Source organism: Acinetobacter sp. C32I (genome assembly GCF_023702715.1).
Classification (GTDB): domain Bacteria; phylum Pseudomonadota; class Gammaproteobacteria; order Pseudomonadales; family Moraxellaceae; genus Acinetobacter.
This window is the reverse complement of the sequence record NZ_CP098480.1, coordinates 524261-542595: the sequence shown is the minus strand read 5'-3', so window position 1 is coordinate 542595 and position 18335 is coordinate 524261. Positions and strand designations below refer to the sequence as shown.

The following is an 18335-nucleotide window of genomic DNA, read 5'->3' as shown; positions in this document are numbered from 1 at the left end:
TGTTTGGTAACTGTTTAAATGAACTCTAGCTTGTCGTTATTGCATCCCTATCCTTTTGAAAAGTTAAATCAACTTTTTAAAGATGTGCAACCTGCCAATTTACCGTTGATTCCTTTATCAATTGGTGAGCCTAAACATCCTGCACCAGAGTTCGTTAAACAAGCAATTATTGATAATTTTGCCCATCTATCGACCTATCCAAACAGTAAAGGTCTGCCTGAGTTGCGCCAAAGTATTGCACAGTGGCTCAGCAATCGCTTCAAGTTGAATCATATTAGTGCAGAAGATCATATCCTGCCTGTTTCTGGTACACGTGAAGGTATTTTCTCTTTTGTACAAGCTTTGATTAAGCGCGAAGATGCACCGTATGTGGTGATGCCAAATCCGTTTTATCAGATTTATGAAGGTGCAGCCCTACTTGCAGGTGCAAAACCCTATTTCATTAACTGTACCGAAGAAAATGGTTACCTAGGTGACTTTGATGCTGTCCCTGCGGAAGTCTGGGAAAAAACCGCCTTACTGTTTGTGTGTACACCAGGTAACCCAACAGGCACGGTTCTATCAAAAGAGCAGTTTAAAAAGTTGATTGCCCTGTCTGATCAATATGGTTTCGTGATTGCATCGGATGAATGTTATTCAGAACTTTGGTTTGACCAAGCACCAATCGGTCTATTAGAAGTTTGTGCTGAAATAGGCCATGATGATTATAAAAATTGCATCGTGTTCCATTCACTTTCTAAACGTTCAAACTTACCGGGTATGCGTTCTGGTTTTGTTGCGGGTGATGCGGCTTTATTAAAACCTTATTTGCAATACCGTACTTATCACGGCGCTGCAATGCCAGTACAAAATCAATTGGCATCTATTGCAGCGTGGAATGATGAAGCACATGTTGAAGAAAACCGTCAGCAGTATCGTGCTAAGTTTGATTTATTCCAGTCTGAGCTCGGTCATTTATTACCTTTACAGAAACCGGATGCGGGCTTTTATTACTGGTTAAAAGTGGACAATGATGAAACTTTTGCCAAAATGCTGATGGAAAAAGCGCATATCAAGGTTTTACCGGGTCGTTATTTGTCTCGTGATACAGAACAAGGCAATCCGGGTGAAGGTCATGTCAGAATGGCTTTGGTTGCAGATTTGGCACAGTGTGAAGAAGTGGTCAAACGATTGAAAACAATTCTATAAATAAAAAAATCCCCGAATATTCGGGGATTTTTTTTAAATCAAGACATTAGAAATCAAAACTTGCACTGAGCATAAAAGTGCGAGGTAAGCCTGCATTTAAATAAGTATTTGAGGTTTTCGCATTACTACCAATATTGTCATAGCCGCCGACTGAAGCCCAATATTTCTTATCAAAGACATTATTGATGCTTAAGTTAAACGTTGTTGGAACCTGATTGAATTGGGTTTTATAGCTTGCACCTAAATCTAAACGCGTCCAATCTCCCACTTTCAGGGTATTAGCATCATTGGCATAGCTAGAACCTGTATAAACTACACGACCATTCACCGCAAGATCCTGCTCGATTGGTAATTGCCAATCAGCGCCTAAATTGGCTTGGAATTTTGCAACACCAATTTCCTGATTACCATTGTATTTAGCTTCAGGAGTTTGCTTTTGTTTTGCATCTAACCAAGTCACACCACCCAGTATTTTAATTGAATCAGTAAGTTTGCCATAACTGCTCAACTCAGCACCGCGATGCACATATTTTCCGCCATCAACAAAATAATTGTTCTGGTCGACAATCCCTTTTTGTTTATCAATATCAAATAAGCTTAATGTTAAACCAATCTGATCATTTTCAAATTTCGCACCCACTTCTTTTTGCTTTGCAACAAATGGCTTAAGCACCGTTCCTTTGTTCTCAACGGTTGAGGGTGCTGAAAGCCCTTTTGCCAAAGACTCGATATAGTTCGCATAAATCGAGATTTCAGGGGTTATTTTATAACTGACACCAAGCGCAGGGGTAAATTTGCTTTCATCATAACTGGTTTTATCAGAGGTGTTATATGTATAGCTATCTTGCATAATTTGCTGATAACGCCCACCTAACATCACCGTTAAACGCTCATCTAATGCTTTGAGATTATCGCCAATCGCGATACTTCTTAAACGTGTCCGTGTCGTTAATTTCGGTGCATCTAATTGATTGCCTTTGAGTGCGCTACTCGAATATTCAGGCTTTTCATACTGTGTTGGTCGATAAATATTTCCAGCAAATGTATTGGTGTAATCCATCACATAGGCATTACGGCTATTCTGCTGGAAAGCAGATCCTGATAACACAAGATTATGTTCAATCGTACCTGTATTCAACTTCGCACGCACACCGATTTCGCCTGTGTTGACCATATCTACACGTGCATTATCAAAACGATAGGAAGTGCCGTCACCCGTTGTTGCATTGGTCAATGTGAAATTCGCCAAGCTATTGCTTTCTTCACCATGGCGGAAACCATAGGCAGCATAAGCTGTCACTGCATCACTTAAATCATATTCTGCACGGTAGCTACCAAACACATCTTCTTCATTAGAGTACGTCCACTTTTGCGCATAATTACTAGAAGAATCAATTGGTTTAGGGATACTCGTCACGCCACTTAAAGTAATGTTTGGGCGCGTTGCATCTAAGCGGTTATTGCTATAGCCCATGTCACCAGACAACCGTAAACGATCACCACGATAATCCAGTCCGATTGAGGCCAAGCCTAAAGAAGCTTTTTCATCATCGACACTGGTATTTCCGCCACGATATGCTGTATTTACACGTACCCCGAACTCTTGGTTCTCACCAAAACGACGGGAGATATCGTTTGCAATTTGTCCACCATTAAAATCTGTGCCTACAGTGACTCTGTTTAATGGTTCATTCGCGGCACGTTTTGGTAATAGATTAATTGCACCACCAATCCCCCCACTACTTGGTGTAGCACCATTCAAAAATGCAGACGCGCCTTTAAGTAACTCAACACGTTCAAACAATTCTGTAGGGATATATTGACGGGGTAAAATCGAGTACAAACCATTATAAGCAGTATCATCAGAACCTAAAACAAAGCCACGAATATAGTAAGATTCCTGAAAATTACCAAAACCTCTCGCAACTCGCACACTTGGATCTGCCTGTAAAACATCTCCTACACTTTTAGCTTGGCGTGACTGAATATATTCATTGGTATAGCTGGTCAAATTAAATGGTGTATCCAGATTTTTTTGATTGCCAAAAATCCCGACTCGACCGCCGCTCGCGACTTGTCCACCCGCAAAAGGCTCCGTTAAACCATCAGCCGAGGCATCTGCACTTGCAGTAATTCGAATGGTGTTTAATGTTACTGCTGTATCCGCTTGAACACTTGGTTGTGCCTCATCCGCAAAAACAGCTGTTGTCCCCATTGAAGCACATGCCATCATCAGCACTAATGGTTTAAGTTGTCTACCCATGATCTTTACCAGCCGACTTAAAAAATCGCATAATAAATGAGAATTGATACGTTTTACACTATTTTTTACCTATATGTGCCACTGTACAATTTTATGATTTTGGAAACTTAAACCCTATTAAAATTAAGATCCTGAATTCAATAATGATAAATTTAAAGCTATATAAATATCCAGAATGGAACATTTATTTTAAATTTGCCCAATAAATAGGATTGCTGCGATGAGCATCATCAGTCCGCCCGAAATACGACTGACTACTTTTACTGCACGCGGCCTGCTCCTAAGCAATTTCTTGGCTGCTATCCCCACAAACATATACACCACAGCACAACTAATTAAGTGAATTAATCCCAGCAAAATAATTTGTGCGGTTGGTGAAAATGCCATTTGTGGATGAATAAACGGTGGTAACAAGGCAAAAAATAACAGCAAGACTTTCGGGTTTAAGCCACTAATCCCCATTCCTTTAATCAACCATGAACCTGCTGAATCAAGCGATTGCGTGGCATCGGTCTCAGTTGAAATAGTGGCTGGATGTATAAATAGATTGATACCCATCCATAACAAATAACAGGCACCCATGATCGTCATCACAGTGAGTAAAATTGGATAGTGTTGCACCAAAGCACCCACACCTGCTGCCACACATAAGATCGCCATGAGATGCCCAAACACCAAACCAGTGACGGCATTTAGAATAAATTTACCTTTGATGCCTGCAAGAATGACATAAGCCCAATCGGCGCCAGGTGTTAATACGAATAAGATCGAAACGCACCAAAAAGCAAAAATGACACTGAGTTCCATAAGCAAAGCCCTTCTTACATCGACAATACGATCTTTGATCGTTTTCTTTTTCACCATTTGGTGAAGATTGTTGAGAAAGGATATGCTTTAATGGTGAAAATGTTATTCCAAATACTTCTATATCTTCAAAGCCCGAAGGGAGATTCTTCTAAATGGATCGCATTGATAAGAAAATTATTGCTGAACTACAAGCAAATGGGCGATTATCTATCACAGAACTGGCAGAAAGAATTGGTTTAAGCCTGTCACCTTGCCATCGCCGTGTTAAAGCATTAGAAGAAAGTGGTGTGATCAAAGGCTATCACGCTGATCTAGAAGCCTCAAAAATCGGCCTTAATTTCTCAGCGATTATCTTCGTCACTTTAAAAGATGGAGATAAAAAAGCACTTTCTAGCTTTGAGGAAAAAGTCATTGAAATTGGCAATGTGATTCAGGCACAACGTTTATTTGGAAATCCAGATTATTTACTGCATGTGGTTGCTAAAGACTTGGCCAGTTTCCAGAAACTCTATGATGACAGCCTCTCGGCCTTACCCAATGTCCAGCGTTTGACCTCAACCATTGTCATGAAAAATGTGGTCTCCAATCGTTTACTGCCTCTTTAAGCAATAATTATCATTTTGGGTAGAATAAAAAGTGCGGAATTGAAGCAATTCACACTTTTCCCAAGCTGAAAAGTCATAAACCTAAGCGACTTTATTAATTTTTTTATCTGTCTATAGGCTATTGACCAACTGTTGAAATCTTCGTCTATACTTAGCCATCAAAACTTGATGACTATGGAAAGATGACTTCTCAAACTCCCAAGAAAATAAAGAAAAAGGGTTGGCTCATTTTAGCAATTGCGGTTGTACTTTTAATGATTGCAGTTGTGGTTTGGCAGACTGGAACTGCTAAAAAATCAGTGAATCCTGAAAAAGCTAAAAACGCAGATAGCACCGAACAAAAAGCTGCTTTAACTGTAACAGTTGTTCAACCCCAACAACAAAATTGGGAACAAACCTTTACTGCCAATGGCAATATTGCGGCATGGCAAGAAGTAGTGATTGGCAGCGAACTCTCAGGCCAGCGCCTCACCCGTGTCAATGTCAATGTCGGTGATGAAGTACGTCGTGGACAGGTCTTAGCTGAAATTAATAGCGAAACCATCCGTGCCGATTTGGCAGCAGCCAAAGCCAGTTATGCAGAAGCTCAAGCAGTACTGGCAGATGCGATTACCAACAATAAACGTATCCAGCAACTGAAAAATACTGGCGCAATTTCAGCGCAAGAGTCTACTCAGTATCAAACCTCTCAAGCAACAGCTCAAGCGCGTCTAGATGCAGCCAAAGCACAAATTGAAAGTAACCAATTACGCTTAGCACAGACTCAAGTGGTTTCACCTGACAATGGTGTGATTTCAGCCCGTACAGCAACGGTCGGATCGCTTGCACAAACAGGTCAAGAGTTGTTCCGCCTGATTCGTGATCATCGTTTAGAATGGCGTGCCGAAGTGACCACATCGGATTTGTACAAGCTCAAACAAGGCATGACTGCACATATTGTTTCACCTGACCCTGCGCAACCTGCAGTAACTGGTAAAGTTAGAATGATTGCACCTGTGATTGATCCACAAACCCGCTATGGCTTAGTTTATGTGGATATTCCAACCACACAGGCTGTGCGTATGGGCATGTTTGTTAAAGGTGAATTTGATTTAGGTCAGAAACTCGCATTGACGGTTCCGCAAACAGCCCTGCTATTACGTGATGGTTTTTCCTATGTCTTTATTGTCAATGACAAGAATCGTGTCACCCAACAGAAAGTCATTGTTGGTCGCCGTTTGGGAGATCGTGTCGAACTCTTGAATTTACCCGCCAATGTAAAAGTGGTTTCTTCAGGTACAGGTTTCTTAGCTGATGGCGATCTGGTCAGTATTGCCAAAGACATTCCAGAGACACCTCTTAGCAAACAACTTGTGACCACACAGGAGAAATAATATGAATTTCTCCGCTTGGTCGATCCGCAATCCAATCCCCGGCATTCTGTTATTTATTATGTTGGGTTTGGCAGGATTGCTCTGTTTTAAATGGATGAAGATCCAGCAGTTCCCTGACATTGAACTACCCATGGTCACTGTCACAGCGGCATTACCTGGGGCTGCACCACCTCAGCTTGAAACCGAAGTCGCACGTAAGATTGAAAACTCGATTGCAACTCTGCAAGGTTTGAGGAATCAGTACACCAACATTCAAGATGGTGTGGTCACTGTCACAGCAGAGTTTCAACTAGAAAAACCTCTACAAGAAGCGGTGGATGATGTGCGCAATGCAGTGTCACAAGTTCGCTCCGATCTACCTGCCGATCTACGAGATCCAATTGTCAGTAAGATCAATCTTTCAGGTTCTCCAATCCTGACGTACACCATTCAATCACCAAAGATGGATGAAGAAGCGCTGTCATGGTTTGTAGACTATGATATCGCCCGTGCGATGTTACAGGTTAAAGGCGTTGGTGCAGTCGCTCGTGTTGGTGGTGTCACACGCCAAGTTGAAGTCGAGCTCGATCCTGAAAAACTATTGGCGCTGAATGCAACTGCAACCGACATTACCCGTCAACTACGTTTGATTCAGCAAGATGCTTCTGGCGGTCAAACCAAAATCGGTGGTAGCGAACAATCTATCCGCACCATTGCGACAGTAAAAACAGCTGATGAAATTGGTGCAATGGATATTGCACTTAGTGATGGTCGACATATTCGTCTGGATCAGGTTGCAACTGTTCGTGATGGTATGGCTGAACGACGTTCCGCTGCACTATTGAACGGCGAACCCGTAATTGGCTTCGAAATCACACGAAGTAAGGGCGCTAGTGAAGTCGATGTTGAAAAAGGGGTCGTCGTCGCATTAGATAAACTCAAAGCGGCACATCCCGATATCAAAATCAACGAAGCCTTTAACTTTGTAAAGCCGGTCGAAGATAACTATAAAGGCTCGATGTCACTGTTGTATGAAGGCGCAATATTAGCGATCTTAGTGGTGTGGTTGTTCTTACGTGACTGGCGTGCCACCATTATTGCGGCAACTGCCCTGCCATTATCAATTTTACCTGCCTTAATTGGCATGTATTTCTTTGGCTTTACCCTCAATACCGTTACGCTTTTAGCCATGTCACTGGTGGTGGGTATTCTGGTCGATGATGCCATTGTTGAGATTGAAAATATCATCCGGCATTTACGCATGGGGAAAACGCCCTATGAGGCGGCCATGGAAGCAGCCGATGAAATTGGTCTGGCCGTGATTGCCACAACATTTACGCTCATTGCGGTATTCCTACCTACGGCTTTTATGAGTGGTATCGCAGGTAAATTTTTCGTTCAGTTTGGTTGGACGGCTGCTCTTGCGATCTTTGCCTCACTGCTTGTTGCGCGTTTACTCACCCCAATGATGTCCGCCTATATTCTGAAACCTTGGGTTGGTAAAGTTGAACAGCAAGATGAATCAACAACAGTAGAAACTGCCACTGATCAAGGCACAAGCAGTCTAGCCAAAGACCGGGCTAAAGATGGCAAAGTCATGCGCGGCTATATGCGTTTGGTGACATGGTGTCTCAATCATCGCTGGCTCACCCTCAGCGGTGCAATTGCCTTTTTTGTCGGTTCAGTCTTACTAATTCCGTTACTACCTACAGGCTTCGTCCCACCACCCGATACAGGACAAACGCAAGTTCGTTTGGAGCTTACCCCGGGTTCGCAGTTTGCAGATACACTCAAGACTGCCGAATATGCACGTACGCTGATTAAGGATCATCCCGAGATCAAAAGTATCTATACCACCATTGGTGGCGGTGCTGCGGGAACAGATCCTTTTGCAGGTGGTGCATCAAGTGAACCGCGTAAAGCAACCCTCACGATTCAAACCACGGAACGTTCAGATCGCAGTGCCAGCCTACAAGACATTGAAGATCAACTGCGCCAACGTCTTGCCCCACTTCCGGGTGCACGCATTCAGGTTGGTTTAGCGGGTAACAACAGTCAATACCAACTCGCTTTATCAGGTGATGATCCAGAGGCCTTAATGGCAACTGCACGTAGCCTTGAGCGTGAATTACGTACCATTCCGAATGTAGGCAGTATCACCTCGAGTGCAGCCTTGATTCGTCCTGAGCTAGTGATTCGCCCTGATTTTGCCAAAGCGGCTGATTTAGGCGTAACCACCTATGATATTGCAGAAACCTTACGCATCGCGACTGCAGGTGACTTTGATCAAAACTTGGCAAAACTCAATCTGTCTCAACGCCAAGTGCCTGTAGTGATTAAACTGCCACTGGCTGCTCGTCAAGATCAGGAGCTTATGAAACGCTTGATGGTGAAAGGGAGTCGAGGCCCAGTGATGCTCGGTACCATTGCTGATGTCAATATCGAGAGTGGTCCATCACAAATTGACCGTTTCAACCGTTTGCGTAATATCAACTTCAATATTGAATTGAATAATCAACCGTTGGGAGATATTGCGGCAAAAGTTGATCAACTACCGACTATGAAGAATTTACCGCCTACTGTGAAGCGCACCAATATTGGTGATGCCGAGGTGATGCAGGAACTGTTCTCTAGTTTTGGTTTAGCGATGCTGACAGGCGTTTTATGTATCTACGTCGTATTGGTATTGTTATTTAAAGACTTCTTGCAGCCAATTACCATTCTGGTGGCCTTACCTCTATCACTGGGTGGTGCATTCGTGATGCTGCTGTTAGCCAAAAGTAGTTTCTCGATGCCAAGTTTGATTGGTCTGATTATGCTGATGGGGATTGCCAGTAAGAACTCAATTCTACTGGTCGATTATGCGATTATCGCAAGGAATGAAAAGCATTATTCGCGATTCAATGCCCTCCTCGATGCCTGCCATAAACGGGCACGTCCAATCATTATGACCACACTGGCCATGGGTGCTGGGATGTTACCGATTGCACTTGGTATTGGTACTGATCCAAGTTTCCGTGCACCAATGGCAATCTCGGTCATTGGTGGCTTGATTACCAGTACCTTCTTATCGTTATTGGTGATTCCTGTGGTGTACACCTTTATCGATGATATTAATCGCAAGATCCATCGCTTTAGGAAGACACCTCATCAACCTGTTGAACCCACTCAATAAGCTTGAATAAAAAAAGACGGTCAAATGACCGTCTTTTTATTTAATACATGATCAGGATCAGCATAAACAACAAAAAACTGCATCCTGCCAAATAATATAAATGCTGTAGATGTCGATTTAACCACGACAGATAAATGCTCGAACCGATCAATTGAACAATAGTGAGGTTCCAGATCAATACCAATCCGACCATCCAAAAACACAGCAATGCATTTTGAACAAAATTATATTGTGGATAAATCAAGATCACCAAGACGCTATAGAACATCAAATTCTTCGGGTTCAACACACTGGAAAGCAAACCTGATAGAAACGCCTTCAGGTAAGCATACTTTTGTGGTTGATCAACACATTGCTCAGCAAGTTGATTGACCCTCTGTGTTGATTGAGCCAAACGAAAACATTGAATCGCCAAATAGGCAAAATAAACAACACCCAACCACTTCATGAGGATAAATAATTCGGTATTCACCTGACCGATGATAAATAAACTCAAATAGATACTGATCAGTATGATGACATTCCCCAATGCAATGCCTGCACAAGTAAATCGCGCAGCCTTTTTCTGGCTCTGTATCAAGGTCTTTAAAATTAAAAAGAAATCTGCGCCGGGTGTCAGTAATGCAATAAAATGCGTGATGGCGATGGTTAGAAACAGCTCCATAGCTACTCTCCAAATAAATCGGAGTCAGCTTAAAAAAGTGTGGCGTTTCGTTCTTGTATAAAATTGCGTGGACTAAGATTTTTTATAATATTGCTTGGGCGTTATGCCAGTATGTTGCTTAAAAACGCGATGAAAATGGCTTTGATCACTAAAATCCAGTTCATATGCCAATCTGGCTAGATCACGATCAGATTCTCTTAAACGCTGCCGAGCTTGGTTGACCTTATAGTTCAACTGATAAGCATGTGGGGTTAATCCAAAGCAATGTTTAAACAACCGGATTAATGCATAACGGCTAAGTTGCATCTTTTCGGCAAGATATTGCAGAGACAGATTCTCAATATTGTCTTCAAGGCATTCCAATAAGTCTGAAAGATGCTGCTGAAAATAATGAGAAGGTTGAATTTTTTCCCAGTTAAAATTGGGTAGTAAAATATTGGTTAAGACCTGAATTAAATCATGTTCTTTTTGCAGGAGTGAAAGTTGCGGATTAAACAAAACTGCATTTAAGCCTGAAAAAGCCTGATAAATATTCCGCTCATTGATAATCTTGGGTTTGAATTTAGGTAGATACGGCGTATCAAAATCAACGTTGAGATCAGTATGGTGCTGTAGCTCCTCAACCAATGCAGTCAACCATGTCGCATTCAGATGCATCATCTGATAACTCCATGCCTGATTTGGCAACGGATTACAGGAATGTTCTACATGAGCAGGAATAGCAACGAGACAGCCCGCTTCAATCAACTGATCTTGGGCAAAAAAACTTGAAAAATGACTTTGTCCCGCATCGACTGCACCAATCGAAAATGTGGGGTGACTATGCGATTTATAGCAGATTCGACTTTGACATGCCCTACGCGTTTCGACATAAGGCATGTCTGCATCACTCCAGAATTCAACAGTTGAGTCCAAAAGAATTCAAACCTCAACCAAAAACGTTGTTCATTTATTTCTTCGCCAATGCTTTTTCGATATCAGCTTCCAAAGCTTCAGGCTTGGTGGTCGGCGCATAACGCTCCAAAACTTCACCATTACGGCCGACTAAGAACTTAGTGAAATTCCATTTGATATTACGACTACCCAAAAGCCCTTTCGCTTCACGCGTTAAATAACGAAAAATCACATGTGCTTCTGGCCCTTTTACATCCACCTTGGCAAACATGGGAAAACTGACCCCATAATTGCGCTGGCAATATGCACCAATTTCTTTATTGGTTCCTGGATCTTGCCCTCCAAATTGATTGCAAGGAAAACCTAATACCTCAAGTCCCTGAGCGTTATATTTTTCATAAAGTTTTTCTAATCCAGCAAACTGGGGAGTAAAGCCACACTTGCTTGCAGTATTTACAATTAGCATGACCTTGCCTTTATAATCAGCGAGCGCTTTTGTTTCTCCCTCTAACAATTCAGCTTCAAACTGATAAATGTTACTCATGGATACGTTTCCTCGTCGTTCTTTTCTTCTGTTTTAAGTTGTAATGATGCCGAATTCACGCAATAACGCAGTCCTGTCGGCTGTGGACCATCCTCAAACACATGGCCCAAATGTGCATCGCAATCATGGCAGACAATTTCTGTTCTGACCATACCATGCGACAAATCTTCATGCTCTTCGATTGCAACGCTGTCAATTGGTCGAAAAAAGCTCGGCCAACCACAACCACTATCATATTTTGTTTCTGAAGAAAATAATTCTGCACCACAACAACGGCAAACATACGTGCCATGTTGTTTATTGTTCCAGTATTGTCCAGTAAATGCGGGTTCTGTGCCCTTTTGACGAGTTATGCGATATTCTTCAGGTGATAATTCTCTTTGCCATTCTCGGTCTGTTTTATTCACTTTTCCCATAACCTGCACCTTTTATTCTGATGTTAGAACTATCTTAATGATCAGGTTTTATATTTACGCCATTCAAAAAAAAAACTCTAGTCTCAGATCGTATAATTTAGTGAAATTTAAACACTTTAATCATAAATAGCAAAAAGAAAGCAAATTAAAAATTTGAAGTAAGCAATTTTTAACAATATTGTCTTCTTCGTGAGCAAATATAGTGTTATGCTTATTTCGCACGGTTGTATAGGACAAACAATGTCTCAGAAAAAAAGTGTGGTTTTTCAAAATCTATTACCAACCATCAGACAATATCAACAGTCAGGTTTTACCCATGAAAAAATTGTTGAATTGCTGAGAGATCAACACGATCTGAATTTGGTAAGCGTTGAAACCTTTAAAAGTTATTTATACCGATATGCAAAAGTGAATCCAGCTATGTCAAAAAATACTGTTGTTCCCCAGTCTAATCAATCAAGCCGAGAAATTAAAAAATCATCTAAGCTTGAGCATGTTTGTTACGACATCCGTGGACCAGTATTACGCGCCGCCAATGAAATGGAGGAGCAAGGACATAAAATCATCAAGCTGAATATCGGCAACCCTGCACCTTTTGGCTTTGAAGCACCTCAAGAAATTATTAACGATGTTGCATTAAACCTTCCGAATGCAATTGGTTATACCGACTCAAAAGGGATTTTCCCTGCACGCAAAGCCATCTGCCAGTATTACCAGCAGAAAGGTATCTTTGATATGCATGTCAATGATGTGTATGTCGGCAATGGTGTTTCTGAACTGATCGTAATGGCAATGCAAGGTCTGCTGGATGATGGCGATGAAATGCTAGTGCCTATGCCTGATTATCCATTATGGACAGCAGCAGTGAATCTTTCAGGGGGCACTGCAGTTCACTATAAATGTGATTCTGAAAACTACTGGTATCCTGACATTGCGGATATGGAAAGCAAAATCACACCGAACACCCGTGGTATTGTGATTATCAATCCGAACAACCCAACCGGTTCCGTCTATCCACGTCATGTGTTAGAGCAAATTGTTGCACTAGCGAAAAAGCATGACCTGATTTTATTTGCTGATGAAATCTACGACAAAATCGTTTATGACGGCATTGAGCATGTAGCGGTTGCGGCTTTGGCTGGCGATCAACTGTGTATTTCATTCAATGGCTTGTCGAAAGCATATCGTATTGCAGGTTATCGCGCAGGTTGGATGGCAATCACAGGCAACAAAGCACGTGCGGCTGACTATATCGAAGGCTTAGATATGTTGGCTTCAATGCGTCTATGTGCCAATCATCAAGCGCAATATGCGATTCAAACAGCCCTAGGCGGTTATCAGTCGATTAATGACTTGATTCGTCCAGGTGGGCGTCTATATGAACAGCGCAATATTGCTTGGGAAATGCTGAACGAAATCCCTGGACTAAGCTGCGTAAAACCAGATGGCGCAATGTACTGCTTCCCTAAACTCGATCCAACAGTTTACCCAATCGAAGATGATGAAAAACTGATGTTGGATTTACTAAAAGCAGAGAAAGTACTACTAGTCCAAGGGACAGGTTTTAACTGGCCGACACCAGATCATTTCCGGGTAGTGTTCTTACCTGCTGAAAACGAACTCCGTGAAGCCATTAACCGTTTAGGCCGTTTCTTGGCAAAAATGCGTTAATTCAGTCGATGAGGTATCTCTCTATGAGATACCTCATTTTCATATTCACCATCAAAGAATATTAATCGTCAGCGGATTGAAGAGTATCCCATAAATCTTCGTATTCTTTGGCTTTCTTTAAGTTTTTGGTCAAACCAAACCCGCCTTTTTCATACAAACGAGATAGAGACAGCAAAGCATCCATTTCATCTTGTGAAAAAGCCAGCTCATAATATTCAACCGCTTTTTTATAATTCTTTGCGACGCCTTTGCCTTCTTCATACATATAGGCCATATTATAAGAACCCAAGGCCTCTTCCGCTTTGGATGCCAAACTAAATAAGCGCATCGCCTCCTTATAGTCCTGCTTAATCACACTATTTCCTTCCAGATAGAAAATACCGAGATTATTGATCGCTCCAGCTTCATCTTGCTTAGCTGCCAATTGATAATAATGCACTGCCTTATTCAAGTCCTGAGCAACACCTTTCTCTTCATCTCCTTCTTTATAAAGATGACCAAGCTCAACTTGTGCCAGATCCAGACCCGCATCAGCAGACTTGGTCATCCACTCTAAGCCTTTCTTGGTATTGGCTTTAACACCTTCATCTCCATTCAGATACATATAACCGAGATAATACTGTGCTCTTAACTGTCCTTTCTGTGCTGCTTGGGTGTACCATTTTAAAGCGGTTGGGTTGTCTTCCTCAGTACCTTCACCATAGTTATACATATAGCCGACAGAGAAAATTGCATCGGCATTACCCTTTGCTGCAGACTTCTTAAACCACTCCAATGCTTTACCAAAATCCTGTTCCACTTCAATGCCATAATAATAAGCATCACCTAAATTATTCTGAGCAATCGCATCACCATTTTTAGCTTGTTGTACCAATTCTGGGCTATACGGCACATCATCTGCATGGCTAATGCTAAATAAACTGCTAGTTAATAATATTGAAAGTACGATATTTTTTAATTTCATTATTTGGCTCACATTGCTACATTTTTATGCGATTACATTCTAACGGTAAAACACTTTATGTAAACCAATATTTATATTCACATAAAAATCAAAAACTAATTTTTAATATTTTATAAAAATAACAAAGCAAAAACACGGTTTGCCAAAATATTAGGCATGTCATTTTCGGTTTGCATGCTAAACTATGCGTTGCTTTGAAAAAGGATAGTCCTTCTATGCGGTTTGTTCATCTCGGTATCCACACAGAATTTTCGATCACAGAATCGATTGTTCGCATACCTGATTTGGTCAAAGCTGCCATAAAAGATGAGATGCCTGCATTAGCACTCACCGACTTATCCAACCTACATGCTGCAGTCAAGTTTTATGAAGCATGCTTAAAAAAAGGCATTAAACCGATCTTAGGTAGCGTGATTCGACTCAACGATGCAGAACACCGTGCAACTTTATTGGCAACAAGCAGTAAAGGTTGGCTGAATCTGACTGAAATCGTGTCACGTGGCTTTATTGAAGGTCAACAACTCAGTATTCCATGCGTGCAAAAAGAATGGGTACTTGAGCAATCCGATGATCTAATCGTCTTGCTTGGACAGCATAGTGATGTCGGTAAAATGCTCTGCTCTTCCAATCCACAAAAAGCCGAGCCTTTATTAGAAGCATGGATTGAGAAGTTTGGTAACCGTGTCTATTTGGCCTTAACACGCACTGAACGTGTTGGTGAAGAAGATTTCATTCAGCAAGCAGTCAAGCTCGCTGCCAAATATCAAATTGGTGTGGTCGCACATAACGATGTGCACTTTGTTGAACAAGACGATTTTGAAGCCCATGAAGCACGGGTATGTATTGCTGATGGTTATGTCTTAGGTGATGATAAACGCCCCAAAAACTACAGCACTGAACAATACTTTAAAACCGGCGAGCAAATGTCTGAGCTGTTCTCAGACATTCCAAGCGCGATTGAAAACACTTATCAAATTGCAAAACGCTGTAATGTTGCCTTGCAACTCGGCACCTATTTCTTACCAGACTTCCCGATTCCTGATGGCTATACCATCGACACTTATTTCGAGCATTTATCTCGTACAGGCTTAGAAGAACGTTTAACCCATCTTTATCCAATTGAAGAACGGGATGAGGATTGGGCCGAAATTCGCAAACCTTATGATGAGCGGATTAAATACGAAGTCGATATTATTCTCAAGATGGGATTCCCAGGTTACTTCCTGATCGTCATGGACTTTATCCAATGGGCGAAAAACAATGGGGTACCTGTCGGACCCGGTCGTGGTTCAGGTGCTGGTTCTCTTGTCGCCTATAGTTTAAAAATTACCGACCTTGACCCCTTACGTTATGATCTGCTGTTTGAACGTTTCTTGAACCCAGAACGTGTTTCGATGCCCGACTTCGACGTCGATTTCTGTATTGCAGGTCGTGACCGTGTGATTGAATATGTGGCACAGAACTATGGTCGCCAAGCGGTATCACAGATTGCCACCTTCGGTACCATGGCGGCAAAAGGTGCGATTCGAGATGTGGCACGGGTCTTGGGTAAGTCTTATGGTCTTGCTGATCGTATTTCCAAAATGATTCCAACTAAACCGCTGGGTGTCGATTTGGTCACAGCGATTGACATGGAGCCACAGCTTAAAGATATCGTCACCAACCCATCCAACCCTGACAATGACGATGCGGCTGAAATCTGGGAAATGGCACTCAAACTCGAAGGGATCACCCGTAATACAGGGAAACATGCGGGTGGTGTTGTTATTGCGCCAGGGAAAATTACCGATTATTCCGCAGTCCTGTGTGATGCCGATGGCACCAACCGTGTTGCGCAATACGATAAAGATGATGTTGAAGCTGCGGGTCTGGTCAAGTTCGACTTCTTGGGCTTACGTAACTTAACCGTCATTGAAGATGCGATTCAAAATATTAATAAACGCATCAGATCTGAAATTCCACTGAATATTTCCAATGTCCCACTTGACGATAAAGACGCCTATTTAGTCTTTGCGGAAGCAAACACTACAGCCGTGTTCCAGTTTGAATCCGTCGGCATGAAAAAGATGTTGAAGGAAGCAAGACCAAGCAAGTTCGAAGAAATTATTGCCTTCGTTTCCTTGTATCGCCCCGGCCCGATGGATCTGATTCCAGACTTTATTCACCGTATGCATGGCGGTGAATTTGAATATCTGCATCCATTGCTTGAAGGCGTATTAGAACCCACTTACGGGATTATGGTTTATCAGGAACAGGTGATGCAGGCCGCACAGTTCTGTGCTGGCTATACACTCGGTGGCGCGGATTTACTCCGCCGTGCCATGGGTAAAAAGAAGCCTGAAGAAATGGTCAAACAGCGCCAAATCTTTATTGAAGGTGCTGCTAAAAAAGAGATTGATGAAGCAACAGCCAACCATATCTTCGACTATATGGAAAAGTTCGCCGGCTATGGTTTTAACAAATCCCATGCTGCAGCCTATGCCCTAGTTGCCTACCATACCGCTTGGTTAAAAGCACATTATCCTGCTGAGTTTATGGCGGCTGTTTTATCCTCGGAAATGCAGAATACCGACAGTATCGTCTTCTTGATTGATGACTGTCGTAATAACAAACTCGAAGTGCTGCCCCCTTCCGTGAATATGTCTTTGTATCACTTCCACGCCAGCGATGAAGCAACCATTGTGTATGGTTTAGGCGCAATCAAAGGTGTCGGCGAACAAGCGATGCAATCGGTGATCGATTCACGGATTAATGAAGGTCCATATAAAGATTTATTTGACTTCTGCCATCGTATTGATTTGAAAAAAATCAATAAACGTACATTAGAAGCCCTGATACGTGCGGGTGCACTGGATTGTCTTGGGATTGAACGCTCTAGCCTGATGGCACAGTTACCTGAAGCAGTACAAGCGGCTGAACAAGCACGCAGCAACCGCGAAACAGGGATTATGGATCTGTTTGGTGAAGTTGAAGAAGTTCAGCGCAAACCTGCTAAACCTGTCAAACCATGGTCAGATGAAGTTCGCTTAAAAGGTGAAAAAGATACACTTGGTCTCTACCTCACAGGCCATCCAATCGATGTGTATCGTCCTGAATTAAAATCGTTTATCCCAGCAAAACTGAATGAACTGACACCGACTCGCCGAGGTGTTACTACGGTTTTTGCGGGTCTGGTGGTGGATATTGCCAACTTCCCGAACCGTATCATGATCACACTGGATGATGGTACGGCCCGTGTAGAGATCAGCTGTAACCACGAACGTTTCCAGCGTTATAAAGACATTGTTCGCTTAGAACAAGTTGTAGTAATTGAGGGTGAAATTTATGAACGTGAAGGTTTTGACCGTCCAATGGCACGCCTCAGCAAAGCGTTCAACTTAAATGAAATCCGCCAGAAACGCGCACAAAGCATTCAGGTTCGCCTACCACAAGACCTGATGACCAAATCTTTGGCCAAAGATTTACAAAATATTCTCTTGCCTTATTGCAATGTCGATATGTGCCAGCATATTGGACTACAAATTCAGCTACAACAAAGCTTTGCCAATGCAGAACTCCATCTCGGCCCGCAATGGAAAGTAGCGCCATTGGATGAACTTCTAGGTAAGCTACGCGATTATTTTGGTAAAGAATCGATCTTTATCGAATATCAAGTGAAATCAAAAGCTGCCAAAGTCGCTGAAGCACCGAAAGTTGCGACAATCGCACCACCACCAGACAATATGTCGATGGATGAAGCGCTTGATCTTTATCAAGCGGATGTCTCTCAATATTCTTAATTTTGGATGATAT

13 protein-coding genes are annotated in these 18335 nt (G+C 42.2%); 6 read left to right on the top strand and 7 right to left on the bottom strand.

The window, feature by feature from the left end; genetic code table 11:
* Positions 1-18 precede the first annotated feature (18 nt).
* Entirely contained in the window at positions 19-1188 is a 1170-nt protein-coding gene (gene dapC / locus NDN13_RS02595) for a succinyldiaminopimelate transaminase (protein ID WP_251117063.1), read from the top strand.
* 46 nt (positions 1189-1234) lie between these two features.
* On the opposite strand, the gene NDN13_RS02590 is transcribed toward dapC, so the two are convergent.
* Entirely contained in the window at positions 1235-3451 is a 2217-nt protein-coding gene (locus tag NDN13_RS02590) for a TonB-dependent receptor (RefSeq protein ID WP_251117062.1), read from the bottom strand.
* 189 nt (positions 3452-3640) lie between these two features.
* Positions 3641-4258: a LysE family translocator gene (locus tag NDN13_RS02585; RefSeq protein ID WP_251117061.1), complete on the bottom strand. Its 618-nt coding sequence runs from the start codon at positions 4256-4258 to the stop codon at positions 3641-3643.
* A gap of 152 nt (positions 4259-4410) precedes the next feature.
* Here NDN13_RS02585 and NDN13_RS02580 point away from each other — a divergent pair, with 152 nt between their 5' ends.
* From NDN13_RS02580 to NDN13_RS02570, 3 genes are all read left to right on the top strand, one after another.
* Entirely contained in the window at positions 4411-4863 is a 453-nt protein-coding gene (locus tag NDN13_RS02580) for an Lrp/AsnC family transcriptional regulator (RefSeq protein WP_004653055.1), read from the top strand.
* 182 nt (positions 4864-5045) lie between these two features.
* The gene (locus NDN13_RS02575) at positions 5046-6236 is read left to right on the top strand and encodes an efflux RND transporter periplasmic adaptor subunit (protein ID WP_251117060.1); all 1191 of its coding nucleotides are present in this window, start codon (positions 5046-5048) and stop codon (positions 6234-6236) included.
* A gap of 1 nt (position 6237) precedes the next feature.
* Complete coding sequence (locus NDN13_RS02570; RefSeq protein ID WP_251117059.1) at positions 6238-9390, top strand: efflux RND transporter permease subunit; 3153 nt, start codon at positions 6238-6240, stop codon at positions 9388-9390.
* 40 nt (positions 9391-9430) lie between these two features.
* Here NDN13_RS02570 and NDN13_RS02565 read toward each other — a convergent pair whose 3' ends face one another.
* The 4 genes from NDN13_RS02565 to msrB form a co-directional block, all read right to left on the bottom strand.
* Positions 9431-10054: a LysE family translocator gene (locus tag NDN13_RS02565; RefSeq protein ID WP_251117058.1), complete on the bottom strand. Its 624-nt coding sequence runs from the start codon at positions 10052-10054 to the stop codon at positions 9431-9433.
* Between the two features lie 72 nt (positions 10055-10126).
* A complete protein-coding gene (locus NDN13_RS02560; RefSeq protein WP_251118145.1) occupies positions 10127-10975 on the bottom strand; it encodes an AraC family transcriptional regulator in 849 nt (282 codons plus the stop codon).
* A gap of 28 nt (positions 10976-11003) precedes the next feature.
* Positions 11004-11492 (bottom strand): glutathione peroxidase, encoded by a 489-nt coding sequence (locus NDN13_RS02555; protein ID WP_004653049.1) that lies wholly within the window; start codon positions 11490-11492, stop codon positions 11004-11006.
* Positions 11489-11908: a peptide-methionine (R)-S-oxide reductase MsrB gene (msrB, locus tag NDN13_RS02550; protein ID WP_004653048.1), complete on the bottom strand. Its 420-nt coding sequence runs from the start codon at positions 11906-11908 to the stop codon at positions 11489-11491. Before msrB ends, NDN13_RS02555 begins: the two co-directional genes overlap by 4 nt.
* Before the next feature lie 240 nt (positions 11909-12148).
* Between msrB and NDN13_RS02545 the strand changes: the two genes are divergently transcribed.
* Positions 12149-13579, top strand: a complete 1431-nt coding sequence (locus NDN13_RS02545) for a pyridoxal phosphate-dependent aminotransferase (RefSeq protein ID WP_159414678.1) — start codon at positions 12149-12151, stop codon at positions 13577-13579.
* A 61-nt stretch (positions 13580-13640) separates the two neighbouring features.
* Here the strand turns inward: NDN13_RS02545 and NDN13_RS02540 are convergent, their stop codons facing one another.
* Positions 13641-14543: a tetratricopeptide repeat protein gene (locus NDN13_RS02540; RefSeq protein WP_251117057.1), complete on the bottom strand. Its 903-nt coding sequence runs from the start codon at positions 14541-14543 to the stop codon at positions 13641-13643.
* A 215-nt stretch (positions 14544-14758) separates the two neighbouring features.
* On the opposite strand from NDN13_RS02540, the gene dnaE reads away from it, so the two are divergent.
* The gene (gene dnaE / locus NDN13_RS02535) at positions 14759-18322 is read left to right on the top strand and encodes a DNA polymerase III subunit alpha (RefSeq protein WP_251117056.1); all 3564 of its coding nucleotides are present in this window, start codon (positions 14759-14761) and stop codon (positions 18320-18322) included.
* The last annotated feature ends 13 nt before the right edge of the window (positions 18323-18335 follow it).

Bases quoted from the DNA above. Each gene is read 5' to 3' on its own strand.
- NDN13_RS02575 (WP_251117060.1), top strand. From the start codon at position 5,046: ATGACTTCTCAAACTCCCAAGAAAATAAAGAAAAAGGGTTGGCTCATT.
- dnaE (WP_251117056.1), top strand. From the start codon at position 14,759: ATGCGGTTTGTTCATCTCGGTATCCACACAGAATTTTCGATCACAGAA.
- dapC (WP_251117063.1), top strand. From the start codon at position 19: ATGAACTCTAGCTTGTCGTTATTGCATCCCTATCCTTTTGAAAAGTTA.
- NDN13_RS02585 (WP_251117061.1), bottom strand. From the start codon at position 4,258: ATGGAACTCAGTGTCATTTTTGCTTTTTGGTGCGTTTCGATCTTATTC.
- NDN13_RS02540 (WP_251117057.1), bottom strand. From the start codon at position 14,543: ATGAAATTAAAAAATATCGTACTTTCAATATTATTAACTAGCAGTTTA.
- NDN13_RS02590 (WP_251117062.1), bottom strand. From the start codon at position 3,451: ATGGGTAGACAACTTAAACCATTAGTGCTGATGATGGCATGTGCTTCA.
- NDN13_RS02570 (WP_251117059.1), top strand. From the start codon at position 6,238: ATGAATTTCTCCGCTTGGTCGATCCGCAATCCAATCCCCGGCATTCTG.
- NDN13_RS02565 (WP_251117058.1), bottom strand. From the start codon at position 10,054: ATGGAGCTGTTTCTAACCATCGCCATCACGCATTTTATTGCATTACTG.
- NDN13_RS02545 (WP_159414678.1), top strand. From the start codon at position 12,149: ATGTCTCAGAAAAAAAGTGTGGTTTTTCAAAATCTATTACCAACCATC.
- msrB (WP_004653048.1), bottom strand. From the start codon at position 11,908: ATGGGAAAAGTGAATAAAACAGACCGAGAATGGCAAAGAGAATTATCA.
- NDN13_RS02555 (WP_004653049.1), bottom strand. From the start codon at position 11,492: ATGAGTAACATTTATCAGTTTGAAGCTGAATTGTTAGAGGGAGAAACA.
- NDN13_RS02580 (WP_004653055.1), top strand. From the start codon at position 4,411: ATGGATCGCATTGATAAGAAAATTATTGCTGAACTACAAGCAAATGGG.